The sequence below is a fragment of the Burkholderia sp. SJZ089 genome, from assembly GCF_007828315.1.
GTDB classification, from domain to species: domain Bacteria; phylum Pseudomonadota; class Gammaproteobacteria; order Burkholderiales; family Burkholderiaceae; genus Burkholderia; species Burkholderia gladioli.
Window position 1 is genome coordinate 159,875 of sequence record NZ_VIUM01000007.1, and the last position, 24,719, is coordinate 184,593.

The 24,719-nt window shown below is 71.3% G+C and carries 14 protein-coding genes; 8 read left to right on the top strand and 6 right to left on the bottom strand.

Features of this window, described 5'->3' with window-relative positions; translation table 11 throughout:
• Positions 1-5: 5 nt before the first annotated feature.
• The 5 genes from FB600_RS15145 to FB600_RS15165 all read right to left on the bottom strand — a co-directional run bounded on the left by FB600_RS15145 (position 6) and on the right by FB600_RS15165 (position 8,213).
• The gene (locus FB600_RS15145; protein ID WP_098151371.1) at positions 6-1,115 is read right to left on the bottom strand and encodes a porin; all 1,110 of its coding nucleotides are present in this window, start codon (positions 1,113-1,115) and stop codon (positions 6-8) included.
• A gap of 343 nt (positions 1,116-1,458) precedes the next feature.
• On the bottom strand, positions 1,459-2,391 hold the full coding sequence (locus tag FB600_RS15150; RefSeq protein ID WP_098182266.1) for a LysR family transcriptional regulator: 933 nt from the start codon (positions 2,389-2,391) through the stop codon (positions 1,459-1,461).
• A gap of 338 nt (positions 2,392-2,729) precedes the next feature.
• The gene (locus tag FB600_RS15155; RefSeq protein WP_105820452.1) at positions 2,730-3,680 is read right to left on the bottom strand and encodes a DUF979 domain-containing protein; all 951 of its coding nucleotides are present in this window, start codon (positions 3,678-3,680) and stop codon (positions 2,730-2,732) included.
• A complete protein-coding gene (locus FB600_RS15160) occupies positions 3,677-4,423 on the bottom strand; it encodes a DUF969 domain-containing protein (protein WP_096752032.1) in 747 nt (248 codons plus the stop codon). The genes FB600_RS15155 and FB600_RS15160 overlap by 4 nt, the downstream gene beginning before the upstream one ends.
• Before the next feature lie 130 nt (positions 4,424-4,553).
• A complete protein-coding gene (locus FB600_RS15165; protein ID WP_145757012.1) occupies positions 4,554-8,213 on the bottom strand; it encodes a hydantoinase B/oxoprolinase family protein in 3,660 nt (1,219 codons plus the stop codon).
• 680 nt (positions 8,214-8,893) lie between these two features.
• Here FB600_RS15165 and bcsD point away from each other — a divergent pair.
• The 7 genes from bcsD (at position 8,894) to FB600_RS15200 (ending at position 22,405) form a co-directional block, all read left to right on the top strand.
• Positions 8,894-9,349 (top strand): cellulose biosynthesis protein BcsD, encoded by a 456-nt coding sequence (gene bcsD, locus FB600_RS15170; protein ID WP_013691540.1) that lies wholly within the window; start codon positions 8,894-8,896, stop codon positions 9,347-9,349.
• Positions 9,350-9,419: 70 nt separating this feature from the next.
• Positions 9,420-10,505 carry a cellulose biosynthesis protein BcsP gene (bcsP, locus tag FB600_RS15175; RefSeq protein WP_261383387.1) on the top strand — a complete coding sequence of 362 codons (1,086 nt, stop codon included), beginning with the start codon at positions 9,420-9,422 and terminating at the stop codon, positions 10,503-10,505.
• Complete coding sequence (gene bcsQ / locus FB600_RS15180; RefSeq protein ID WP_047839196.1) at positions 10,502-11,293, top strand: cellulose biosynthesis protein BcsQ; 792 nt, start codon at positions 10,502-10,504, stop codon at positions 11,291-11,293. Before bcsP ends, bcsQ begins: the two co-directional genes overlap by 4 nt.
• Positions 11,290-13,524: a UDP-forming cellulose synthase catalytic subunit gene (gene bcsA, locus FB600_RS15185; protein ID WP_227743976.1), complete on the top strand. Its 2,235-nt coding sequence runs from the start codon at positions 11,290-11,292 to the stop codon at positions 13,522-13,524. The genes bcsQ and bcsA overlap by 4 nt, the downstream gene beginning before the upstream one ends.
• 43 nt (positions 13,525-13,567) lie before the next feature.
• Positions 13,568-16,300, top strand: a complete 2,733-nt coding sequence (bcsB, locus tag FB600_RS15190) for a cellulose biosynthesis cyclic di-GMP-binding regulatory protein BcsB (protein WP_145757010.1) — start codon at positions 13,568-13,570, stop codon at positions 16,298-16,300.
• A 4-nt stretch (positions 16,301-16,304) separates the two neighbouring features.
• Positions 16,305-17,537: a cellulose synthase complex periplasmic endoglucanase BcsZ gene (bcsZ, locus tag FB600_RS15195; protein ID WP_096752037.1), complete on the top strand. Its 1,233-nt coding sequence runs from the start codon at positions 16,305-16,307 to the stop codon at positions 17,535-17,537.
• On the top strand, positions 17,528-22,405 hold the full coding sequence (locus FB600_RS15200; protein ID WP_145757009.1) for a cellulose biosynthesis protein BcsC: 4,878 nt from the start codon (positions 17,528-17,530) through the stop codon (positions 22,403-22,405). Before bcsZ ends, FB600_RS15200 begins: the two co-directional genes overlap by 10 nt.
• A 15-nt stretch (positions 22,406-22,420) precedes the next feature.
• Here the strand turns inward: FB600_RS15200 and FB600_RS15205 are convergent, their stop codons facing one another.
• Positions 22,421-23,368 carry a LysR family transcriptional regulator gene (locus FB600_RS15205; protein WP_025099174.1) on the bottom strand — a complete coding sequence of 316 codons (948 nt, stop codon included), beginning with the start codon at positions 23,366-23,368 and terminating at the stop codon, positions 22,421-22,423.
• Positions 23,369-23,503: 135 nt separating this feature from the next.
• On the opposite strand from FB600_RS15205, the gene FB600_RS15210 reads away from it, so the two are divergent.
• Positions 23,504-24,712 carry an L-dopachrome tautomerase-related protein gene (locus FB600_RS15210; RefSeq protein WP_409995226.1) on the top strand — a complete coding sequence of 403 codons (1,209 nt, stop codon included), beginning with the start codon at positions 23,504-23,506 and terminating at the stop codon, positions 24,710-24,712.
• The last annotated feature ends 7 nt before the right edge of the window (positions 24,713-24,719 follow it).

Consider the following 24,719-nt stretch of genomic DNA (forward strand, 5'->3'; position numbering starts at 1 on the left):
GCGCCTCAGAACACCGTGCGCAGGCTCAGGCTCGCCCCGAAGTTGTTGGCCTTGCCGGCGAAGTTCAGCGGCCCGTTCGGATCGTCGACCGAGGCACCGGACAGATGGCTGTGGTCCACCTCGAGATAGACGTCGGTGCGCTTGCTGAGCAGGTAGTCGACGATGCCGTAGACGGTCTGCGTCGTGCCGCTGCGGCCGGGCGAGACATTGTTCGCGTGATCGTAGGCATAGGAGCCGATCACGCGCCATTGCGGCGCGAGCTGCCAGGACGCGCCGACCCGCACGAACACGTCGTCGCGCGCGCTGCCCTGCGGGCCCGACGCGGTGGTGGCATTGCCGACGATGCTGGTATTGGCCAGCGGCCCGCCGCTATTGGCCGCCGCCACGTTGAAACCGGCGTCGCGGCGCGCGTCGATGCCGTACAGGTAGAGCGCGAGCGGCCCCCAGGCATAGGTGCCGCCGAGCGAGCCGACCACCAGCTTGTGGCCGCCGCCGTCCTTCGACTGCGCGCCGGCGATGCCGAGCTTGCCGCCGCCAAAGCGATAGATCAGCGAGGCGGTGCTGGTGCTGCCCGACACGGCGCTGCCGGGCTGGCCGCCGAAGGCATGCTGCACCTGCAGCGTGACCGGCCCCAGGTCCTTCTCGTATTGCAGCGTGTTGTCGAAGCGGATGCCCACCAGGAACAGCGACCAGTCGGTCGCGTTGATGTTGCCGCCGCCGATCGGGTCGAAGTTGAAGGCATAGAAGTTGTAGATGCCGCCATACTGGCGCCCGAGCTTGACGGTGCCGAAGCGATCGCTCTGCAGGCCGACCCAGGCGAAGCGCCCGAACAGCTGCCCTTGCTGGTCGGACTTGCCGTTGGCGATATTGAAGCCCGATTCGAGCTGGAAGATCGCGCGCGTGCCGCCGCCCAGTTCCTCCACGCCCTTCAGGCCGAAGCGGTTGCCGTTGACGGCGCCTTCGTTGATGCCGACCGTATTGCCGGCGGCCGAGCTCTGGAAGCGTATCGCCTCGTCGATCAGGCCATAGAGGGTGACGCTCGATTGCGCATGCGCGAGCCCGCAGGCGAGCGCCAGCCCGATACCGATACCGATATCGCCGATGATCTTCTTCATTCGTTTTCCTGATTGATTTCGATTCGCCAGGCCGCGCGCGTCGATCTTCCCCGCGGCTTTCGCCAACCGGCGGCGCATCGCGCGAGGCCATGCGCCGCCGGCAACCCCTGCTCGGTGTCGAACGCGCGCCGTGGCTCGCAGTCTGCGATGCACGGCTTGCGCGGCAACGATCTCCGGGCAGGGCTGATTCTGTTATGGCCGATTCGGCAGGTCGAACTTGAAAATTAAATCGCGCGCATAAGGATTTCGAATACCAAGGGCGCGGTGCGCGACGGGCGAACGCAGGCGCGCGACACCACCACGGCCTCGCGCGCGGAAGACGCGAAAAGAAGGGAAACGCCGCCTAGACGATGATGCGCGCGGCATCCTCGCCGAGCCGCGCGCCGTACTTGCGCACGGTCTCCACGGCGATCTCGACCAGCCGCTCGGTCCATTCGGAGCCGGTGCGCCAGGCGATCACGAAGGGCAGCGGCGGCGGCACCTCGATGCCGTCGAGCCGGCGCAGCGTGCCCTTCTCGAGCGGCACCGGCACCAGCGCGGGCGGCATCGCGGCCACCCCGAAGCCGGCCTGGGTGAGCTGGATCATCGCGGCCACCGAGTTCACGCAGCTCACGCGCGCCTCGCCGATGCCGTAGGACTGCATCAGCCGCAGCAGGTCCTGGTGCGGGCGCGAGTGGCGCGAATAGGTGATCAGCCGCTCGACGCCGAGCCGGCGCAGCGCCGAGGTGGGCGTGTCCTCGGGCTGCAGGCCCATCACGCGCGAGTTGGCCGCCGCGATCCACACCACCGACAGCTCCAGCACCTCGATGCTGCGGATCGTCTCGTCGCGCAGCATGTCGGTCTGGATCACCATGTCGAGCATGCCGCGCCGCAACTGCTCGTTGAGGTTGAGCGCGGTATCCGAGGTCACCTCGATATCGAGGTTCGGGTAATGCGCCATCACGTCGGCAACGAAATCGACGAACCAGGAATGGATCGCGCTGTCCATCGCGCCGATCCGGATCGTGCCGTAGGCGAACTTCTCGCCCTGCAGCGATTCGTAGAGCTGGGTCATCGACTGGCTGACCTGCTCGGCGTGGCGCAGCACGCGCTCGCCCTCGCGCGTGAGCGTCACGCCCTTGGGGTCGCGCTTGAGCAGCTTGGCGCCCAGTTCCTGCTCGAGCACCGAGATGCGGCTCGAGATGGCGGCCTGCGTCGAATGCAGCTTTTCCGCCGCGAGGCTGAAACTGCGCAGCTTCGCGACCCAGATGAAGGTCTCGAGGAACTTCAGGTTCACGTACGTCTCCTTCGCTGCCGGCGGCGCGGTGGGGTGCGCCGCCGGGTCCGTCCCAGCATATACCTCGGAAAAAACCCGCTGAACAGCGGCAACATCCCCACCCGCCGCGCTTCACTCGATCGCCTGCGCGATCGCGGCGATCAGATTGCCCCCTGCACGACGATCGTGTCGCGATAGGACTCGAACATCGCGTCGCTCAGCTTCGCGTCGTCGCCGGTCGTGAAATGCGTCATGACCGGCGTCGCCGGCCAAGCGGCCAGATCATGGGAAACGCGCCCGCTCGTCGGACTCGACGACGGGCGCCAGGAGAGGAAAGAGGATTGAGCGACGCGCGGCGCTTACATCAGCAAATACAGCAGGAAGACATTGACCACCAGCAGGCACAGCGCGGTCGGCGCCTGGGCGCGGATCACGCCGTACTTGTCGCGCAGTTCGAGCAGCGCGGCCGGCACGATGTTGAAGTTGGCGGCCATCGGCGTGAGCAGGGTGCCGCAATAGCCCGAGAACATGCCGATCGCGGCCAGCGGCGCCGGGTTGGCATGGAACACGCCGATCAGCACCGGCACGCCGATGCCGCCCGTCATCACCGGGAAGGCCGCGAAGCCGTTGCCCATGATCGCCGCGAACAGCGCCATGCCGATGCAGTACACGGCCACCGCCAGGAAGCGCGCGTCGAGGCTGATATAGGCGGTGCTCAGGTGCGCGATGGCCTTGCCCACGCCGGCATCGGCGAACACCAGGCCCAGCATGCCGAGCATCTGCGGCAGCACCACCGCCCACGACACCGCGTCGATCAGCCGGCGCGCCTCCAGCACGCCCTGCTTCGGACCATCGCCGGTGAGCCGGCAGGCGAAGCCGAAGGCGATCACGCAGCCGATCCCGAACGAGACCAGGGTCGCGTTCTTCGGGTCGATCAGCGCGGTGCCGCCGAACACCAGGTGCGGCGCCAGCAGGGTGCCGATCACGGTCACCAGCGGAATCGTCAGGGCCGGCAGGAACAGGCGGTTGCCCAGGCGCAGCGCGCTCGCGCGCCGCGTCGCCTCGTCGGGCACCTTGGGTTTGGCGCCCACCACGCCGCCGAAGCCGGCCACCAGCGCCATCGCCACCACCAGCGCGCCGACCACCTCGGGCGGCAGCCGGTCGCCGGCCAGGAACACGATGCCGTAGACGATCCAGAAAGCGCCGGCCAGGAAGCGCCTGGGATGCGCGCGATCGCTGACGATCACGCCGCCGATCACGATCAGCAGCAGGCCCAGCAGCCAGAAGAACCAGTCGAGCGTGACGATCATGCCTGTTCTCCCTGCGCGCGCGCCTCATCGTTCGACGCCTGGGCCGAGGCGGGCAAGGCCGCGGCCTCGCGCGCCAGCCAGCCGTCGAGGCGCCAGAGCCGGAAGCCGTGGATCAGGAAGGCCGAGATCGCGGTCGGGATGCCGTACAGCGCGACGTGCATCGGCTCGACGATCACGCCCGCCTCCTTCAGGAAGGTGACCATCAGCACGATCGCGCCGAAGGCCACGAACACGTCCTCGCCGAAGAACAGGCCGATGTTGTCGGCCGAGGCCGCGAAGGCGCGCAGCCGCTCGCGCACCGCCTCGCCGAAGCGGCCGAAGCGCGATTGCGCGGCGCCTTCGGCCATCGGCGCGACCAGCGGGCGGACCATCTGCGGATGGCCGCCGAGCCCGGTCAGGCCCACCGCGGCGGTCAGCTCGCGCACCAGCAGGTAGGCCACCAGCAGGCGCCCCGGCGTGGCCGCGCGGATGTTGCCGATCCAGATCTGGGCCCGCTCGCGCAGGCCGTGCCGCTCCAGCAGGCCGATCACCGCCAGCGGCAGCAGGGTGATCAGTGCGATCACACGGGTCTTGACGAAACCCGCGCCGATCGCGGCCAGCACGTGCTGGAGCGGGAAATGCGCGGCCAGGCCGGTGACGATCGCCGCCACCATCACGATCAGCATCGGGTTGAAACGCAGGACGAAGCCCGCCACGATCAGCACGACGCCGATCAGCGGGTACAGGTTCACGGTTGACTGCATGGAAGGATCTCCTGTTGCCGGGAAAGAGAACGGCCCCGCCGCGCGGGCGGGACCGCCTTGCCTGCGCGCGTGCGCCGCCTGAGCCGCGGCTGCCGTGCGCCTGTTGGTTTGTCGCTGTTCACGTCCGCCGTCATGCCGAAGCCGGGCGGCCATAACCGCCGCCGCCCGGCGTCTCGATCACGAACACGTCGCCCGCGTGGACGGTGGTCGTGTGGGTCGCGCCGAACTGCTCGACGGCGCCGCCGGCCCGCTCGATCCAGTTGCGCCCGACGCTGCCGGGCGCCCCGCCCGCCAGCCCGAACGGCGGCACGCGGCGGCGGTTGGCGAGGATGTTGGCGCTCAGGCTGCGCAGGAAGCGGATGCGCCGCACCGCGCCGTCGCCGCCCGCCTGCCGCCCCGCGCCGCCGCTGCCGACGCGGATCGCGTGCTGCTCGACCAGCACCGGGAAGCGCCACTCGATCACCTCCGGGTCGGTCATCCGCGAATTCGTCATGTGCGTCTGTACCGCCGAGGTGCCCGGATGCGTGCCGCCCGCGCCCGAACCGCCGGCGATGGTCTCGTAGTACTGCTGGGCATCGTCGCCGAACGTGAAGTTGTTCATCGTACCCTGAGAACCCGCCAGCACCGCAAGCGCGCCATAAAGCGCGTCGGTCACCGATTGCGAGACCTCGACATTGCCGGCCACCACCGCGGCCGGGTAGGCCGGGTTGAGCATCGAGCCGTGCGGGATCACGATCTCGATGGGCCGCAGCACACCCTCGTTCATCGGGATCGCGTCGGTCAGCAAGGTGCGGAACACGTAGAGCACGGCCGCCTTGCAGATCGAGCGCGGCGCGTTGAAGTTGCTGCCGCGCTGCGCGCTGGTGCCGGTGAAGTCGACGCGCGCGGCACGCCGTTCGCGGTCGATCGTGACGCGCACGCGGATCACCGCGCCGTCGTCCATCTCGTAGGCGAACTCGCCGTCCGACAGGGACAGCAGCGCGGCGCGCACCGCCTCCTCGGCATTGGCCTGCACGTGGCCCATGTAGGCCAGCACCACCTCGGCGCCGTAGCGCCCCGCCACCCGCAGCAGCTCGCTCGCGCCGCATTCGCAGGCGGCGATCTGGGCGGTCAGGTCGGCGATGTTCTGGTCGATGTTGCGGCTCGGCCAGGGGCCGGCGGCGAACAGCGCGCGCACCTCGTCCTCCAGGAAGCGGCCCGCCGCGACGATGCGCACGTTGTCGAGCAGCACGCCCTCTTCCTCGATGGTGGTGCTGTCGGGCGGCATCGAGCCCGGCGTGATGCCGCCGACGTCGCCGTGGTGGCCGCGCGCGGCCACGTAGAACAGCAGCTCGCCCGCCGCGCCGTGCACCGGCATCACCACCGTGATGTCGGGCAGGTGGGTACCGCCGTTGTAGGGCACGTTGAGCATGAACACGTCGCCGCGCCCGAGGCTCGCGCCGTGCTCGCGGATCACGCTCTGCACGCTGTCGCTCATCGAGCCCAGATGCACGGGGATATGCGGCGCGTTCGCGATCAGCCCGCCCTCGCGATCGAAGATCGCGCAGGAGAAGTCGAGCCGCTCCTTCATGTTGACCGAGTACGAGGTCTTCTCCAGCGTCACGCCCATCTGCTGCGCGATCGACATGAACAGGTTGTTGAAGATCTCCAGGTGCACCGGGTCGCGCGCGGTGGTGATCGCGTGCGCCGCGCCGGCCGCCTCGACGCGGTCCAGGCGCAGCGTGCCGTCCTCCAGCACGCAGGCGGTCCAGCCCTCGGCCAGCACGATGGTCGAGATTTCCTCGGTGATCAGCGCGGGGCCGGCCAGGCTCGCGCCGATCGCGAGATCGCGACGCGCATGCAGCGGCACCGTCAGCGCGCGGGCGCCGGCGAACAGGCTGGCCTCGCTGCCGGCCGCGGCCGCCGGGTTGGCGTTGCGCGGCGCGGCGCCGTGCAGGGTGGGCGGCTCGCTCAGGCCGATCGCCTCCACCACCACCGATTCGACCACCAGCGGCTTGTCGTGCATCGCGAAGCCGTAGCGCTTGCGGTGCAATGCCTCGAAGGCGGCGGCCATCTCCGGCGCCTCGCCGAACGGCACCTCCAGCGTCGAATCGGTATCGCGATACTTGAGGCGCGCCGCGCGGGTGGCCCGCAGCGCCTCGCGCGGCACGCGCTGCGCCAGGATCGCCTCGAGCGCCTCGCCCTCGAGCCGCGCGAACACGGCCGCCAGCGCGGCGGGCGTGCCGGCCTCGAGCGGCGCCTCGACGGCATGCTCGCGCAGCACGCGCAGGTCGGCCAGGCCCATGCCGAAGGCCGACAGCACGCCCGCGAACGGATGCAGCACGATGCGCCGCATGCCGAGCTGGTCGGCCACCGCGCAGGCGTGCTGGCCGCCCGCGCCGCCGAAGGCGCACAGCGCGTAGTCGGCCAGGTCGTGGCCGCGCTCGACCGAGATGGTCTTGATGGCCTGCGCCATGTTGTCGACGGCCACCGCCAGGAAACCTTCGGCCACCGCCTCGCCGCTCATCGCGCGGCCGGTCTCGCGCTCGATGCGGCGCGCCAGTTCGGCAAATTTGGCGCGCACGATCGTCACGTCGAGCGGCAGGTCGCCCCGGCTGCCGAACACATGCGGGAAATGCGCCGGCTGCACGCGGCCCAGCATCACGTTGCAGTCGGTCACGGTCAGCGGGCCGCCGTTGCGATACGAGGCCGGGCCCGGATAGGCGCCGGCCGATTCGGGGCCGACCTTGAAGCGGCCGTGCTCGAAGCTGCAGATCGAGCCGCCGCCGGCCGCCACGGTGTGGATGTCCATCATCGGCGCGCGCACGCGCACGCCGGCCACGCGCGTCTCGAACACGCGCTCGTAGGCGCCGTCGTAATGCGCCACGTCGGTGGAGGTGCCGCCCATGTCGAAGCCGATCACGCGGCGCTCGCCGGCCGCCTCGCTGGTGCGCACCGCGCCGACGATGCCGCCGGCCGGCCCCGACAGGATCGCGTCCTTGCCCTGGAAGCGCGCGGCGTCCACCAGCCCGCCGCTGGACTGCATGAACATCAGGCGCACCTCGCCGGTGTGCTCGGTGACGCGGTTCACGTAGTCGCGCAGCACCGGCGACAGGTAGGCGTCCACCACCGTGGTATCGCCGCGCCCGACCAGCTTCATCAGCGGGCTGACCTGGTGGCTCACCGAGATCTGCGCGAAGCCGCATTCGCGGGCCAGCTCGGCCACCCGCAGCTCGTGGGCCGGGAACCGGTAACCGTGCATCAGCACGATCGCGATCGCCTCGATGCCGGCCTCGCGCGCCGAGCGCAGCGCGCGGCGCGCGGCGTCCTCGTCGAGCGCGCGCAGCACGCGGCCCTGCGCGTCGACGCGCTCCTCGATCTCGGCCACCCGCTCGTACATCTGCGCCGGCAGCTCGATATGGCGCGCGAAGATGTCGGGGCGCTCCTGGTAGCCGATCCGCAACTGGTCGGCGAATCCGGCCGTGATCGCCAGCAGGGTGCGCGCGCCCTTGCGCTCGAGCAGCGCATTGGTCGCCACCGTGGTGCCCATCTTGATCACCTCGATGCGCTCGCGCGGCAGCGGCTCGCCGGGACCGACGCCGATCAGCTCGCGGATCCCCTGCACCACCGCGTCGCGATAGCGCTCGGGGTTGTCCGACAGCAGCTTGTGGGTGAGCAGCCGGCCGTCGGGCCGGCGCGCGACGATGTCGGTGAAGGTGCCGCCGCGATCGACCCAGAACTGCCAGCGGCCGTCGTCGACGGGCTCGGCTTGCGACGAGGGGACCTGCGCGGATTGCTGCGTGACTTCCATGACTTCATCTCCGAAGGCTGCCGGCCGGCGGGCGCGGCATGCCGTGTTGTGCTGGCCGGATTGTCGGCGCGGCATCGGAAGCGAGTCGATGAAGAAAAATAAATCCGCCGTATAACGAAATGCTATTCGCGGCGATGATCGCGCCCGGACGCGGATCCGCGCCGATCACGAAACGCCCCGGCGCGCGGCGCCTGTACCGACTGGTCCGTCGTCGGGGCCGACCGGTCATACCACCGCGTGGCAGGTTCGCGACACGCCGCGTTGCATGCGAAGCGGGCGCCATCGATTGTCGACAATCGGCATTGCCTCGCTGAACGTCCGTTTTTTACCGCTCGTCTTGAAGCGGCGGAAGGAAGTTTCCATTCCTGTAACAAACGGTGGCCGATCCTGCGCGATGATGGCCTCGCTTGCACCAGTGCCGGTGCGGCCGTGGCTCGGACCCGGTCTCGAACAGTCGACGCGGAGTGTCCATCGCGCGCTGTAATGACTTTGTCATCTCGATGCATCAACCACGGAATTACCGGAAAAATTCACCGGGAAATTCGACTCGTCATTGACGGAGTTTGCTAATGGATTTGATGCAAGCGATACTTAAAAACTTTGCCGTTTGTGCCTGCTAGTTTTGGAGCCGGGTACTCACGCGCCCGGATTTCTTCAGATTTATCGTGCGAGCGCCGTTCATGCCGACTGCCGTTGATTTCCTGCTCGAGCAGAATCTTTCCTCCCAATGGCGTGGTTTCCTGCGCGCGCTGGCCGAGGAATTCGAATCGCAACTGAGCCCCGACGAACTGCGTCACTTAATGTTTCGCGTCGGATGCCGTTATGCGGGGGAGCACGCGCTCGCCCCCTGCGAATCCACCGCCGATCTCGAGCATGCCCTGAACCTGCACTGGGCCTCGGTCCGCTGGGGATACGTGGAATTGTCGGACCAGGGCAGCCACCTGCGCATCGTCCACTGCGGCGCGCCGATCACGGCCTTCGGCAACGGCGCCCTGGCCTGGATGCCGGCCTTCCTGCAAGGCAGCTACCAGACCTGGCTCGACGCGATGGGGGCAAGCCAGCTCACGGTCGTGCAATCGGGCAGCGAGGACGACGGGTTCGCCGTCGAATTCCTGCTGACCTCCGATACGGTCTGACCCCCGCCGCAGCGCGTAGCCCGCCAACAGCCGGGCCGCTCGCGGCCGGCTCACTGGATTCACGAAACACATGAACACCTCGCGCGATGTCAAAGCCCTCTTCGACCGGTTCGGCGGAGATGCAAGCAGTTACCAGGAAATCCGGATGGAGAACGAAGCCCTCGATGCGCGCCGCCGCTGGCCGCTGCTCGGCATGATCGATCCGCGCCAGGCCGAGCTGGCGGCCGCCTCCGGCCAGCCCGACGAGGCGCGCGCGGCGGCATCGCCGGCCGAGGCCGGCGCGCGCGGCAAGGCCGCCACGCAGAATCGCACCCACGCGGTGTTGCGCAGCACCGCCCCGCTGTTCACGCGCTCGCCGCGCCGCGACGTGCCGCCCGCGATCGCGCCGCAGCCGGCGCCCGCCGCGCCCGAAGGTTCGACCTACCGCTTCACGCCGGCGCCCGACGCGGCCGCGATGGCCGCCGAGCCGGCCGAACTCGCCGCGCCGGCTGTCGCACTGGCTGCCGCAGCAGCCGGCGCCGACACCGCCGCGGCCGAGCCCGCCTCGCCCGCCGCCACGCTGCTCGCGCCGCTGCAGGCCTCGCTGGCGCCGCGCGATGCCGTCTCGGTACCGCCCTCGGCGGTGACGCCGGTGGTCGTCGCGCCGGCCGCAACCGCGCCTGCGGGCGCGGGCTTTGCCCCGGCCGCGCCGCCGGCGCCCGCCGCAACCGTGACCGCAACCGCCGCCCCAGCCACGATCCCGACGCCGCCCGCCGCGCCCCCCCCGGCGGCGCCGATGTCGCTGTCGCGCGCGGCGGCCCAGATCGCGCCGCGACTCGCCCTGCCGCGCACGGCCGAACCGCCGCGCCGCGCGATGGCGCGCGGCATCTTCACCGCGCCGATCGGCGCCGCCGCGCGGCTGCCCTCGCACGACCCGCTCGGCCGCGCGCCGGTGCCGCTCCAGCCGGCCCCGGCCCTGAAGAAGCTGGCCGCCGGCGCGCCGGCCCGGCCGGGCCAGCCGCAACGTGCCGGCGCCGCCGAGGCCGACGGCGAACGGCTCGACTCGCTGTTCACGCGCCTGCGCCACGGCGGCAGCGCGCCGGCCCCGGCCGCGCCGAAATCCGCCGCCGAGGCGCCGCGCCGCCCGTGGTTCCTGCGTGGAGCGCCACGCTCATGAAGGTCGTCAGTGTCGTGTCGGCGAAGGGCGGGGTCGGCAAGACCACGCTCGCCGCCAACCTCGCCTCGGTGATCGCCTCGCAGGGCCGCCACGTGGTGGCGATCGACCTCGATCCGCAGAACTCGCTGCGCCTGTACTTCGGCGTGCCGCTCGACAGCGTCGACGGCCTGTCGCGCGCGGGGCTGGCCGGCTCGCTCTGGCAGGGCGCGATGGTCGACGGCGACGACGGCGTGACGGTGCTCGCGTTCGGCGCGCTGGTGGAGCAGGAGCAGCACCTGTTCGAGCGGCGCCTCGACGACGATCCGGGCTGGCTCGCGCGCGGCATCGACGACCTGCGCCTGGGCGAGGACGACATCGTCATCATCGACACCCCGCCCGGCTCCTCGGCCTTCACGCGCGCCGCGCTGACGGCCGCGCATTTCGCGGTCAACGTGGTGTTCGCCGACGCCGCCTCCTACGCGGCGATCCCGCAGATGCAGCGCATGATCGACGCCTACGCGGCCTCGCGGCCAGACTTCATCGGCGAGGGCTACGTGGTCAACCAGATCGACCAGTCGCGCCAGCTCAACAAGGACGTGCTGCGGGTACTGCGCGACATGCTCGGCAAGCACATGTTTCCCGGCGTGATCCACGACGACGAGGGCGTCAGCGAATCGCTGGCCTGCAACACCACCATCGTGCGCTACGACCCGGTCAGCCAGGTCTCGGCCGACCTGCGTGCCTGCGCGGCCTGGCTGCTGGATGCGCTCGGCAGCGACGAGCCCGCCGAGAAAGGAAACGCCGCATGAAATCCACCCGTCACGCCACGGCGCAGGCCGCGCCGCGCGCCGCCGTGTCCGCCCGCCAGCCAGCCAAGCCCGGCAAGCCGCTGCGGCGCGGCGGCTCGCGCCTCGAACGCTTCGTCGACGCGCGCCTGTTCGGCAGCCTGCCGGTGATCGTGCTGCTCTCGCTGTTCTCGGCCGGCGCGCTGTTCTTCGTCTTCACGGTGCCGCTGTCCAACGGCCAGCAACTGATCTTCGCGGCCTGCTGCTTCGCGGCCGCGCTGCTGTTCCGCCGCATCGAAGGCCATTACGCCACCCTGGTGATGATGATGCTGTCGGTGATCGCCACCGGCCGCTATATGGTCTGGCGCCTGACCGAGACCACCTACTGGTCGCATCCGCTCGACGCGGCCTGGGGCCTGCTGCTGGTGGCCGCCGAGGTGTACGCGGCGCTGATCCTGCTGCTCGGCTATTTCCAGACCGCCTGGCCGCTCAAGCGCAAGCCGCGCCCGCTGCCGGCCTCGCGCGCCGACTGGCCCACCGTCGACGTGTTCATCCCCACCTACAACGAGCCGCTGTCGGTGGTGAAGCCCACCATCTACGCCGCGCTCGCGCTCGACTACCCGCCCGAGAAGCTGACCATCCACGTGCTCGACGACGGCCGCCGCCCCGAGTTCAAGGCCTTCTGCGAGGAAGTGGGCGTGAACTGGACGATCCGCGCCCACAACCGCCACGCCAAGGCCGGCAACATCAACGAGGCGCTGAAGATCACCCACGGCGAGTTCTTCGCGGTGTTCGACTGCGATCACATCCCGACCCGCTCGTTCCTGCAGATCTGCCTGGGCTGGTTCCTGCACGACAAGAAGCTGTCGATGCTGCAGACGCCCCACCACTTCTTCTCGGCCGACCCGTTCGAGCGCAATCTCGGCACCTTCCGCAAGGTGCCCAACGAGGGCGAGCTGTTCTACGGGCTGGTGCAGGACGGCAACGACCTGTGGAACGCCACCTTCTTCTGCGGCTCCTGCGCGGTGCTGCGCCGCTCGATGGTGGAGGAGATCGGCGGCATCGCGGTGGAGACCGTCACCGAGGACGCCCACACGGCGCTCAAGCTGCACCGGCTCGGCTACACCACCGCCTACCTGGCGATCCCGATGGCCGCGGGCCTGGCCACCGAGAGCCTGTCCGGCCACATCGGCCAGCGCATCCGCTGGGCGCGCGGCATGACGCAGATCTTCCGCATCGACAATCCGCTGATGGGCCGCGGCCTGTCGCTCGCGCAGCGGATCTGCTACCTGAACGGGATGATGCACTTCTTCTACGGCATCCCGCGCCTGGTGTTCCTGACCGCGCCGCTCTCGTTCCTGTTCTTCGGGGCCCACGTGATCCAGGCCTCGGCGGTGACCATCGCGCTGTTCGCGATGCCCCACATGCTGCACGCCAACGCCACCAACTCTCGCATGCAGAGCCAGTTCCGCCATTCGTTCTGGGCCGAGGTCTACGAATCGGTGCTGGCCTCCTACATCACGCCGCCCACCCTGCTGGCCCTGATCAATCCGAAGCTCGGCAAGTTCAACGTGACGGCCAAGGGCGGCATGATCGAGCAGAAGTATTTCGACTGGGCCATCTCGCGGCCCTACCTGCTGCTGCTGATCCTGAACCTGCTCGGCTTCCTGATCGGCCTCTGGCACATCCACACGCACTGGAGCGTGCGCAGCGAGGTGTACACCACCATCCTCAACCTCGGCTGGACCACCTACAACATGCTGATCCTGGGCGCCAGCGTGGCCGCCGCGGCCGAGCAGAAGCAGGTGCGCGCGGTGCACCGGGTGGCGATGAAGATGCCGGTGATGCTGCGCTTCGGCACCGGCCGCACGCTCGCCTGCGAGACCATCGACTACTCCGAGGGCGGCGTGGGCGTGGCCCTGCCGCAGAACATCTCGGTGCCGCTGCACGAGCGCGTGACGGTCTCGCTGTTCCGCGGCGACGAGGAATACGCGTTCCGCGCGATCGTCAGCTTCTCGGCGCCGGGCCGTGCCGGCCTGCGCTTCGTCGAGATGACCAAGGACCAGGAATTCAATTTCGTGAAGACCACCTTCGCGCGCGCCGACGCGTGGACCGGCTGGGCCGAGGGCAGGAAGCCCGACGCGCCGCTGCGTGCGCTCGGCAGCGTGCTGTCGGCCGGCGCACGCGGCATCTGGAATCTCTTCGAACACCTCTATGCGGACTTGCGCACCTGGAAACGGCGCTCGGGCCGCTGAACCGGATCACGGACTGCGACGGCAGATGAAGAAAGGAATCGCCATGACACGCCCTCGAGCGGGCGAGGGCGGCAGCGCGCGCGTTGCGGCCTCGCATGACGGCGCGCGCGCGCCGCATTGGGGCCGGGACCCGGCCGCGCACGCGGCCGGCCATCGCGCCGACGAGCACGCGCGGGAGCGGGCCGGCAACGCGGCCTGCGCCGCCGCGCAGGACGGGGCAGCGCCCCATATCGCCACCGACGAGCCGAGCGCGCCTGCCGCCCGCGACCGCGGCCGCGCCGGAAATCCCGCGCGGCTGCCGCGCCTGGCCCGCGCCCTGGCCGCCGGGCTCGCCTTCCAGTTGACGCTGGCGCCGTTCGCGAGCGCCCATGCCGCGAGCGCGGGCGCGGCGGCCGATGCAAGCGCCCAGGCCGCATCGGCCGGCGCGGCGGCCACGCCCGGCGGCGGCCACGCCGCGAGCGACGGCGCGCTCTCGGTCGGCTCGGTCGGCGCGCCCAGCGCGGCTCGCCAGTTCGACCCGCGCGCCGGCAGCCAGCCGGCCTTCGCGCCGGTCGCGCCGCCGTTGCCACCGGAGCAGCAGAAGCTGCTCGGCCTGCGAGCGCCGACCACCGCCAACCCCGGCACCCTGGTGCCGGGCGGGCGCCGCCAGACGCTCAGCTTCGCCGATCTCGGCGCGCTCGACCCGCTGCAGTTGCGCGGCACCGACGGCCAGAACGGCGTGCCCTTCTCGGTACGCAACGACGAGGTGGTGACGGCCGCCACCCTGCACCTGATCTACAGCTACTCGCCGGCCCTGCTGCCCGACATGTCGCAGCTCAAGGTGCTGATCAACGGCGAGGTGGCCGCCACCTTGCCGGTGCCGCAGGCGCAGGCCGGCACCACGGTGGCGCGCGACGTGCCGCTCGATCCGCGCTTCATCACCGAGTTCAACCACCTCAACGTCCAGCTGGTGGGCCATTACACGCGGCGCTGCGAGGATCCGGCCAACTCCACGCTGTGGGCCACCGTCAGCAACGCCAGCTCGCTGGACCTCAGCTACGCCTCGCTGCCGGTCAAGCCGGAGCTGGGCGCGCTGCCCGCGCCCTTCTTCGACCGCCGCGACGTGCGCCGCCTCGAGCTGCCCTTCGTGTTCGCCGACAAGCCCGACCCGGCCACGCTGGAGGCGGCCGGCACGCTGGCCTCGTGGTTCGGCTCGCTGGCGGGCTATCGCGGCGCGCTGTTCCCGGCCCAGGTCGGCAGCCTGCCGCTGGCCGGCAACGCGGTGCTGTTCGCGCTGGCCGATTCGCATCCGGCCGGCCTCACGCTGCCCGCCATCAGCGGCCCGACCATCGCGGTGATGGCGCGCGACGACAACGCGCGCGGCTCGCTGCTGCTGGTGCTGGGCCGCAACGGCGACGAACTGAAGACCGCCGCGGCGGCGCTGGCGCTGGGCCAGAATGTGCTGTCGGGCACCAGCACCACCATCACCCAGCTGGTCACGCTCAAGCCGCGCCAGCCCTACGACGCGCCGAACTGGCTGCCGACCTCGCGCCCGGTGCGGCTCGGCGAGCTGGCCGACACGCGCGCGCTGTCGGTGAAGGGCTACGACGCCGGCGCGATCTCGCTGACCATGCGGGTGCCGCCCGACCTGTTCATGTGGAACACCAACGGCGCCTCGCTCGACCTGCGCTACCGCTATTCGGTGCGCCCGCGCCCGGATCGCTCCTCGCTGAACATCAACGTCAACAACCGCTTCGTGCGCTCCCTGCAGATCCCGGCGGTCGACCCCTCGCGCTTCAGCATCGCGCGCTTCCTGGGGCGCCTGGGCGCCGAGTCGGGCGATACCGGCAGCGCGCGCCACATCGTGCAGATCCCGCCGCTGCTGCTGACCCCGCACTCGCAACTGAACCTGCAGTACTACTACGACATCCCGAACACCGGCGACTGCGCGGGCGCGCTGCTGCCGAACGTGGGAGGCACGATCGACCCCGACTCGACCCTCGACCTCTCGCCGTTCCCTCACTACATGGCGCTGCCCGACCTGGCCGCGTTCGCCAACAGCGGCTTCCCGTTCACACGCCTGGCCGATCTCTCGCAGACTGCCGCGATCCTGCCCGACGAAGCCACCCCGGGCGACTACAGCCTGTTCCTGCTGGCCATGGGCCGGATGGGCGAATCGACCGGCTACCCGGTGACCGGCGTGACGGTGGCCGGCCCCGGCCAGGTCGACAGCCTCGCCGACAAGGACCTGCTGATGATCGGCGGCCCGGGGCGCCAGCCGCTGCTGCAGCGCTGGGCCAAGTCGATGCCGTTCTCCAGCGACGGCGAGACCAGCCGCTTCACGCTGTCCGACCTCGGCCCGCGCATCGCCAACTGGTGGCACGGCCCGCACGGCATCGAGCGCACCCCGGCGCGCGCCGACCTCTCGCTGGTCAGCAACGGCGACAGCGCGCTGATCACCGGCTTCGAATCGCCGCTGCGCGCCGGCCGCAGCGTGGTCGCGCTGATCAGCTCGCCGGGCGAATCGGAAGCCGAGATCACCTCGGCCCTGCTCGACGCCGACGTGCTGCCCCAGGTGCAGGGCGCGATGGACGTGGTGCACGGCCGCTCGGTGACGGTCACCACCAACGGCGACAGCTACTACCTCGGCACGCTGCCGCCGTTCGAGTACCTGCGCTGGGCGCTGTCCTCGCATCCGCTGCTGCTGGTGCTCGGCGGCGTGCTCGCGGCGATCGCGATGGCCGCCCTGTTGTATCGAGCGCTGCGCCGTATCGCGGCGCGCCGCCTGCAGGATTGATGCGATGAACCGTTCCGTTCCTCACGGGGGCCTGCGCGCCCTCGCCGCCAAGGCCTCGCTGGCGGCCGCGATGCTGGCCTCGGCCTGCGCCGGCCTGGCGAACGTCATGCCTGCCCACGCCGCCACGGCACGCGCCGCGGCGAACGCCGCGCCGATCGTCGCCGCGCCGCGTTGCGGCGAATGGCCCGCCTATCGCGCCTTCCTCGCGCACATCGTGCAGCCCGACGGCCGCGTGTTCGACGCCAGCACGCCGGCCCAGCAGTCGACCTCGGAAGGCCAGTCCTACGGCCTGTTCTTCGCGCTGGTGGCCAACGATCGCGACAGCTTCGGGCGCATCCTGGCATGGACCCGCGCCAACCTGGCCGGCGGCCACTTCGACGCCAAGGACGCGCGCCTGCCCGCCTGGCTGTGGGGCCGCAGGGCCGACGGCGGCTGGGGCGTGCTCGATCCGAATTCGGCGGCCGATGCCGACCTGTGGATCGCCTACGACCTGCTGGAAGCCGGGCGGCTCTGGCACGTGCCCGACTACAGCGCGCTCGGCGCGGCGCTGGCCGCGCAGATCGCGCGCCGCGAGGTGGTCGAGCTGGCCGGGCTCGGTCCGATGCTGCTGCCGGGCCCGCAAGGCTTCGTCGAGGGCGACGTGACGCGCCTGAATCCGAGCTACCTGCCGCTGCCGGTGCTGCGCGCGCTGGCGGGCGAACTGGGCGGCCCATGGAACGCCATCGCCAGGAACGGCCTGCGGCTGGTGGCCGGCGCCTCGCCGCGCGGCTTCGCGCCCGACTGGGCGGCCTGGCGCGCCGGGCAGGTGGTGGTCGATCCGCGCACGGGCGACCTCGGCAGCTACGACGCGATCCGCACCTACCTGTGGGCCGGCCTCGCGAATCCCGCCGATCCGCTGGCCCGTCCCTGGCTCGACGCGCTGCGCGGGATGGCCGCGCAGGTCGCGCAAAGCGGCGTGCCGCCCGAGAAGGTGGCGGTCGCCACCGGCGTGGGCAGCGGCGAAGGCCCGCTCAGCTACTGGGGCGCGCTCGCGCCGTACTTCGCCGCGCTCGGCGACGCGCGCGGCCTGGCGCTGGCGCGTGCCCGCCTGAGCGCGCTCGATGCCGACGCGCCGGGCCGCGGCCCCGTCTACTACGACCGCGTGCTCGGCCTGTTCGGCGGGGGCGCCGTGGAGGGCCGCTACCGCTTCGACGCGAGCGGCCGACTGCTGCCCGCATGGAGTGAGGCATGTCGATGAAGTTCTTCCTCGCCCCGCGCCGGGCCTCGCTCGCCGCCGCCCTGGCGCTGGCCGGCGCGCTCGCGCTCGGCCACGCGCCGCATGCCCTGGCCGCCGGCTCCGACGCGCTGCAGGCGCTGATCGACCAGGGCAAGTACTGGCAGGCGCATGGCCGCAGCGACCTGGCCGAGCAGGCCTGGAAGAAGGTGCTCGGGATCGACGCGAAGCAGCCCGACGCGCTGCTCGGCATGGGTTTCGTGATGGCCGACCGCAAGGACGGCGGCCAGTCCGCGGCCTATCTGGACCGGCTGCGCCAGGTCGCGCCGAACTATCCCGGCATCGACGAACTGGGCCGGCGGCTGGGCCAGTCCTCGCCGCGCGACCAGACCGTCAACGACGCGCGGCGCCTGGCCCAGTCGGGCCACAGCGCCTCGGCGGTGGAGCAGTACCAGAAGGCGATGGAAGGCGCGCCCGCCACGCCCGAGCTGCGCCTCGAGTATTACCAGGCGCTCGCCGCCACGCCCAACGGCTGGGACCAGGCACGCAAGGGTCTGGAGGCGCTGGCGCGCGACAACCCCGACGACCCGCGCTACGCGCTGGCCTATGCGCAGCACCTGACCTATCGCGATGTCACGCGCCGCGACGGCATCGCGCGCCTGCAGCAGCTCACCGGCGACGCGAAGTTCGGCCGGCAGGCCCGCGAAAGCTGGCGGCAGGCGCTGCTGTGGCTGGCCGCGCGGCCTTCGGACCAGCCGATGTTCGACGCCTACTTCAAGCTCGTGCCGAACGACCCGGCGGTGAAGGCGCGCTACGACGCGATGGTGCTGCAGGAAAAGGCCAGCGACGCGCGCAGCGCGCAGCAGGTGGCCGACAGCGCGCGCGGCCGCGCCATCGGCGACGGTTTCGCGGCGCTCGACCGCAACGACCTCGCCACCGCGCGCGCGCGCTTCGACGCCGTGCTCGCCGGCGCGCCGAACGACACCGACGCGCTGGGCGGCCTGGGCATCGTCGAGCTCAAGCAGGAGCATTTCCGCGAGGCCCGCAGCGATCTCGAGCGTGCCTCGCGCGGCGGCGACCCGTCGCGCTGGCGCGAGGCGCTGAAGAGCGCCGGCTACTGGAGCGACGCGAGCGACGCGCTGGTCGCGCAGAATCGCGGCGACGTGGCGAAGGCCAAGTCGCTGTTCGAGCACGCGATTGCGACCGATCCGTCCGAGCCGGCCGCCCAGCTGATGCTCGGCGAGCTGCTGCTGGCCAACCACGACCCGCGCGGCGCCGAGCAGGCCTACCGGATGGCGCTGCGCCGCCAGGCCGACAACCCCGACGCGATCCGCGGCCTGGTGGGCGCGCTGGCCGCCCAGGGGCGCGGCGACGAGGCGCTGCAGTTCGCCAACCAGCTCACCGCCGAGCAGCAGGCCAAGGCCGGCGGCCTGGACCGGCTGCGCGGCACCGCCGAGGCCGCCCAGGCGCGCGCCGCCGAGGCGCAGGGCGACCTGGGCCGCGCGCGCAGCCTGTTCGAGGACGCCCTGGTCGGCAGTCCCGACGATCCCTGGCTGCGCCTGGACCTGGCGCGCATCTACGTGCGCCAGGGCGCGGTGGCCTCGGCGCGCAGCATGATGGACGGCCTGCTCGCCGCGCATCCCGACATGCCCGACGCGCTCTACGCGGGCGCGCTGCTGGCCGAGCAGACCCACGACTACGGCGACGGCCTGCGCATGCTGGACCGCGTCGCGCCCGCCCAGCGCACCGCCGCGATGGGCGAGCTGCAGCGCCGCCTGTGGCTGGCCCAGCAATCCGAACTGGCCGGGCAGATGGCCCGGCGCGGCCAGAACGCCCAGGCGCTGGCGATGCTGCGCGCGGCCGAGCCGGTGGCGCAGGCGGACCCGGCAATGATGGGCCAGTTGGCCGGCGGCTACCTGGCGGCCGGCGATCCGGCGCACGCCATGCAACTGGTGCAGGGCGCGATGGCGGCCGCGCCGGCCGACCTCGACCTGCGCCTGCAATACGCCAACCTGCTGCTGGCCAATCACCAGGACGGCCTGCTCGGCGACGAGATGCGCCGCCTGCAGGCCACGCCGATGAGTGCCGCGCAGCACGCCGAGTTCGATCGCATCAACCTCGCCATCGTGGTGCGCCGCGCCGATCTGGTACGCCAGAGCGGCGACCTGGCCGGCGCCTACGCGGTGATGGCGCCCTGGCTCGCGGCGATGCCCGAGGACCCCGACCTGCAGGGCGCGCTGGCGCGGCTCTATACCTCGGCGGGGGACCCGGCCAATGCACTGACCTGCTATCGCATCGCGCTCAGGCGCAACCCCGGCGATGCCGGCCTGCGGCTGGCCGCGCTCTACGCGGCCTCGGGCGCGCGCGCCTGGAGCGAGGCCGAGCAGCTCGCGCAGGCGGCCCTCGCCGCCGCGCCCGACGATCCCGTCACGCTGGCCGCGGTGGGCCGCATGTACCGCGCCGAAGGCAAGCTGCCGCTGGCCGCGCAATACCTGAAGCGCTCGCTGGTGGCGAGCTCGACGCCGGTCGGCGCGCGCGCGGCGACCGTCACGCTGCCGGGCGGGCTGCCCGTGCCGCGCGGCTGGGAGGCGCTGAGCCGGCCGATCGGCGCGAATCCGCTGCCCGGCACCAATCCGTTCGAGGGCAAGACCGCCGTCGACGTGGCGCGCGACCCCGATGCGCCCAGCGGCAGCGCCGTGAATTTCTTCGCGCCGGCCGGCCCGGCGCGCCCCTCCTCGTTCAATCCTTCGTCATCCGTTCCGACCGTGCCTGCCTACCTGCCCCCGGCGCAACCCGCGCCCTACGTCGCGCCCGCCCCGGCGTCGCGCCCGCGCGCGCGCGTCGATACGGGCAGCGGTTATGGTCCCGACGGTTATGGCGGCGGCGAATCGGGCGGCCCGGCGCGGCCGCTGCAGCCTTATGCGCAGTACGCGCCCGAGGCACCGAACGCGCCGGCGGCTTATGCACCGGGAGGGTATGCGCAGCAGGGCTATGCGCCACAGCCGTATGCGCAGCAACAGGCTTATGCACAGCCGCAGGGCTATGCGCAGCCGCCCGCCTATCCGCAGCAAGGCTATGCACCGCAGCCGTATCCGCAGCAGGGATATGCCCCGCAGGGCTACGGGCAGCAGCAGCCGTATCCGCAGCAAGCGGGCTACGCGCCCCAGGCTTATCCGCAGCAGGGCTATGCGCAGCAAGGCTATGCCCAGCCGCCGCAAACCTATGCGCCGCCGGCCCCGGCCTACACGCAGCAGCCCTACGGCACCACGCCCTGGCCGATGTCGCCGGCCGCGCAGGCGGCTTCGTCCGGTTATGCCCAGGGCTATGAAGCCCCGGCCGCGACGGCCCGCCCGCAGTCGGCACGACGCGGCACCGCGCGCAAGAACACCACGCGCGCCGCCGCGCAACCGGTCTACGCACAGCAGCAGCGCTACTACGGCCAGGCTCCGTATCCGCAGCAGCAAGGCTATGCGCCGCAGCCCTATGCACCGGGCGCCTATCCGCCACCGGCCTACCAGCCGCAACCCTATACGCCGCAGCCGCCCTATCCGCAGCAGCAGGCCGCCTACATCCCGCCGCCGCCCGCCGGCTACGCGCAACCCTACGCGGCGGCGGCCGTGGCCGCGAACGGCGCGGGCGGCGTGCCGGCGGCGGCGGCCAACCCGCAGACGCTCGGCGTGGCCGACGAACTGGCGGCGATCAACCGCGACGAGGCCAGCACCGTGTCGAGCGGCCTGGTGTTCCGCAATCGCGCCGGCGAGGAAGGCCTGTCGAGCCTGACCGACATCGAGGCGCCGATCGAAGGCCGCATCAAGGCCGGCAACGGCCACGTGGTGGTGACGGCGACGCCCGTCACGCTCGACGCCGGCTCGGCCACCAACGACGTGCAGACCCACGCGCGCTTCGGCGCGGGCCTGGCCAACAACCTCGCGCGCAGCGGCACCAGCTTCGGCTCGCAGACCGATACCGGCGTGGGCCTGTCGATCGGCTACGAGACGCCTTCGCTGAAGGCCAGCGTGGGCACCACGCCGGTCGGCTTCCGCTACCAGAACGTGATCGGCGAGCTGCGCTACACCGGCCAGGCCAGCGACAAGGTCTCGTATTCGCTGGCGGTCACGCGCCAGGCGGTGACCGACAGCCTGGCCTCCTATGCCGGCGCGCACGACCTGAGCACGGGCCTGGACTGGGGTGGGGTGGTGAAGAGCGGCGCGCGCTCGGCGCTGGCCTGGGACGACGGCACCAACGGCCTCTACGTGAACGGTGAGCTGATGTACTACAACGGCCACCACGTGCGCAGCAACATCGAGGGCAAGGTGGGCGGCGGCTTCTACACGCGGCTCTACAAGGACGCGCAGCAGACGCTGACGGCCGGCATCAACGGCACCTGGATGAGCTTCGCGCGCAACCAGTCGTACTTCACCTACGGCCAGGGCGGCTACTTCAGCCCGCAGCAGTACGTGATCCTGAACATCCCGCTCGAATACGCGGGCCGCAACGGGCCCTTTTCCTACGACGTGAAGGGCTCGATCGGCATGCAGCACTATCGCCAGAACTCGGTGCCCTACTTCCCGCTCGACGCGGGCCTGCAGGGCAGCGCGGCGGCCAACATGAACGCGGCGGTGGCCAATTCGACCACCTCCCTGGTGCTCGACCAGAACGCGATCTACCCGGGCCAGAGCAAGACCGGCGTGGCCTATTCGCTGTTCGCCAGCGGCGAGTACCAGCTCGCCCCGCAGCTCGCGGTGGGCGCGATGGCCTCCTACGGCAACGCCTACCAGTATCGCGAGTGGCTGGGGGCCGTCTACCTGCGCTACAGCTTCACCTCGCAGACGGGCACGCCGAGCTTCCCGCCCAGGACGCTCAAGTCGCCCTTCCTGGCCGACCTGCAATAAGGCGCGCGGCGGCGCTCAGGGCGCGCGCCGCGCCGGCTCCTGGTAGCCGACGTGGGCGCGCTGCGCCTCGGCCATCGGCGCGATGCGCTCGCGCAGCATCGCGTGCAGGTAGCGCACCGCGGGCGAGAACTGCCGGCGATGCGGGCAGACCAGGTTGAGCGGCGCGGGTTCGCCGGGCTGGTTCGGCACCAGCACCTCCAGGCGGCCGGCCCGCACGTCGTGATGCACGTCGAGCCAGGACTTGTAGGCCACGCCGAAGCCGTCGACGGCCCAGCGGCGCGCCAGGTCGGCGTCGTCGCAATGCAGGCCGCCGCCCACCGCCACCAGCCGCCGCCCCTCGCCCTCCGGAAACACCCAGCGGTCGTAGACGCGCCCGCCGCGCACGAACAGCAGGCAGCGATGCGCGCCCAGCTCGTCGAGCGAGGCGGGCCGGCCATGTCGCGCGAGATAGTCGGGCGAGGCCACCAGCACGCGCCGGTTGTGCTCGGCCAGCGGCAACGCGACGAAGCTGCCGTGCTCGGCCACGCCGTAGCGCAGCGCCACGTCGACAGGATCGCGGAACACGTCGGCCAGCTCGTCCGACAGCGACAGCTTCAGCACCAGCCCCGGATGCGCCTCGCGAAACTCGCCGAGCCAGCGCGGCAGTACGTTACGCCCGAGGTCGGACGGCGCCGAGATGCGCAGGCTGCCGCGCAGCACCTGGCGCTCGCCGTGCAGGCGGTCGCGGCCCTCGCTGAGCGTGGCGAGCACCTCCTGCGCATAGGGCAGGTACTGCTCGCCCTCGGCGGTCAGCTTCAGGCTGCGCGTCGAGCGCGCGAACAGGCGGATGTCGAGTTCGCGCTCGAGCCGCTGGATCGCCGCGCTGACCTGCCCCGGCAGCAGCCCGGCCTCGCGCGCCGCGTTCGAGAAGCTGCCCAGCGCCGCGGTGCGCACGAACAGGCCAAGGTCGTCGATCCGGATCATTTTCATTACCGCAGTGAAAGTGCTGCCCGATTTTCCCCGTTTTTGAGGAAAGCGGCACGACGGACAATGCGTTCCGTCTTGCTTCGCTGCTTCAAGCATCCCTCGATTTCGACCAGGAGAACCCTCGTGCCAGCCATGCCTTCGACCTTCCCCCGCCTGCGCCACGGCCTGGGCGCCCTCGCATTCGCCTGCGCGACCGCGTTCGGCGCGCTGCCGGCCGCGGCGCTTGCGGCGACTCCCGCGGCGCCGGCAGCCGCCTCGCTGGCCGTCGAGCGCAGCTACGGCGCGCTCGAGACGGTCGCCACCTTCCACGACGCGATGCCGACCGGCGTGACCGTCACCGAGACCGGCCGCATCTTCGTCAACTACCCGCGCTGGGGCGACGAGGTGCCGTTCACGGTCGGCGAGCTGAAGGACGGCAAGGTGGTGCCCTACCCCGACGCCGAGATCAATCGCGCCGATCCGCATCGCCCCGCCGACAGCTTCCTCAGCGTGCAGAGCGTGGTGGCCGACGGCCAGGGCCGGCTGTGGGTGCTCGACACGGCCGCGCCGAATTTCGCGAACCCGCTGGCCGGCGGCGCGAAGCTGGTCGCGATCGACCTGAAGACCAACCGCATCGTGAAGACCATCGTGTTCCCGGCCGAGGTGATGCGCGCGCGCACCTACGTGAACGACGTGCGCTTCGACTTCCGCGTCGGCCGTGCCGGGGTGGCCTACGTGACGGATTCCTCGTTGAGCGGCACGGGCGGCATCATCGTGGTCGATCTCGCCAGCGGCAGCGCGCTGCGCCGTCTCACGGGCGACCCTTCGACCTCGGCGGATCCGACATTCTCGCCGGTGTTCGACGGCGAGACCATGAAGCTGCGCCAGGCCGACGGCAGCAGCACGCCGCTGGCGATCGCCTCGGACGGCATCGCCCTGTCGCCCGACGGCAAGACGCTCTACTACTGCGCGCTGTCGAGCCGGCGCCTGTACGCGGTGCCCACCGCGCTGCTGCGCGATCCCGCGGCGAGCGAGGCGCAGGTCGCGGCGGCGGTGGTCGATCTCGGGGAAAAAGGCGCCTCGGACGGGCTGGCCGTCGATGCGAACGGCGTGATCTACGCGGGCGACTACGAGCACGATTCGATCCGCAAGCTCGCGCCCGGCGGCGAGTGGACCACCATCGTGCACGACCCGCGCGTGCTGTGGCCCGACACATTGTCGGTCGGCCCGGACGGCTACCTGTACTTCACGGCCAACCAGCTGGCGCGGCAGCCCGGCTTCCATGGCGGCCAGGACCAGCGGCGGAAGCCCTACGTGCTGTTGCGCACGCGCATCGGCGCGGGGCCGGCGCCGACGCGCTGAAGCCCGC

Excerpts from the sequence above, each read along its gene's own strand:
- FB600_RS15205 (WP_025099174.1), bottom strand. The coding sequence starts at position 23,368 with ATGATCCGGATCGACGACCTTGGCCTGTTCGTGCGCACCGCGGCGCTG.
- bcsA (WP_227743976.1), top strand. The coding sequence starts at position 11,290 with ATGAAATCCACCCGTCACGCCACGGCGCAGGCCGCGCCGCGCGCCGCC.
- FB600_RS15210 (WP_409995226.1), top strand. The coding sequence starts at position 23,504 with ATGCCTTCGACCTTCCCCCGCCTGCGCCACGGCCTGGGCGCCCTCGCA.
- bcsB (WP_145757010.1), top strand. The coding sequence starts at position 13,568 with ATGACACGCCCTCGAGCGGGCGAGGGCGGCAGCGCGCGCGTTGCGGCC.
- FB600_RS15165 (WP_145757012.1), bottom strand. The coding sequence starts at position 8,213 with ATGGAAGTCACGCAGCAATCCGCGCAGGTCCCCTCGTCGCAAGCCGAG.
- bcsQ (WP_047839196.1), top strand. The coding sequence starts at position 10,502 with ATGAAGGTCGTCAGTGTCGTGTCGGCGAAGGGCGGGGTCGGCAAGACC.
- bcsP (WP_261383387.1), top strand. The coding sequence starts at position 9,420 with ATGAACACCTCGCGCGATGTCAAAGCCCTCTTCGACCGGTTCGGCGGA.
- FB600_RS15200 (WP_145757009.1), top strand. The coding sequence starts at position 17,528 with ATGTCGATGAAGTTCTTCCTCGCCCCGCGCCGGGCCTCGCTCGCCGCC.
- FB600_RS15160 (WP_096752032.1), bottom strand. The coding sequence starts at position 4,423 with ATGCAGTCAACCGTGAACCTGTACCCGCTGATCGGCGTCGTGCTGATC.
- FB600_RS15155 (WP_105820452.1), bottom strand. The coding sequence starts at position 3,680 with ATGATCGTCACGCTCGACTGGTTCTTCTGGCTGCTGGGCCTGCTGCTG.
- bcsZ (WP_096752037.1), top strand. The coding sequence starts at position 16,305 with ATGAACCGTTCCGTTCCTCACGGGGGCCTGCGCGCCCTCGCCGCCAAG.
- bcsD (WP_013691540.1), top strand. The coding sequence starts at position 8,894 with ATGCCGACTGCCGTTGATTTCCTGCTCGAGCAGAATCTTTCCTCCCAA.
- FB600_RS15145 (WP_098151371.1), bottom strand. The coding sequence starts at position 1,115 with ATGAAGAAGATCATCGGCGATATCGGTATCGGTATCGGGCTGGCGCTC.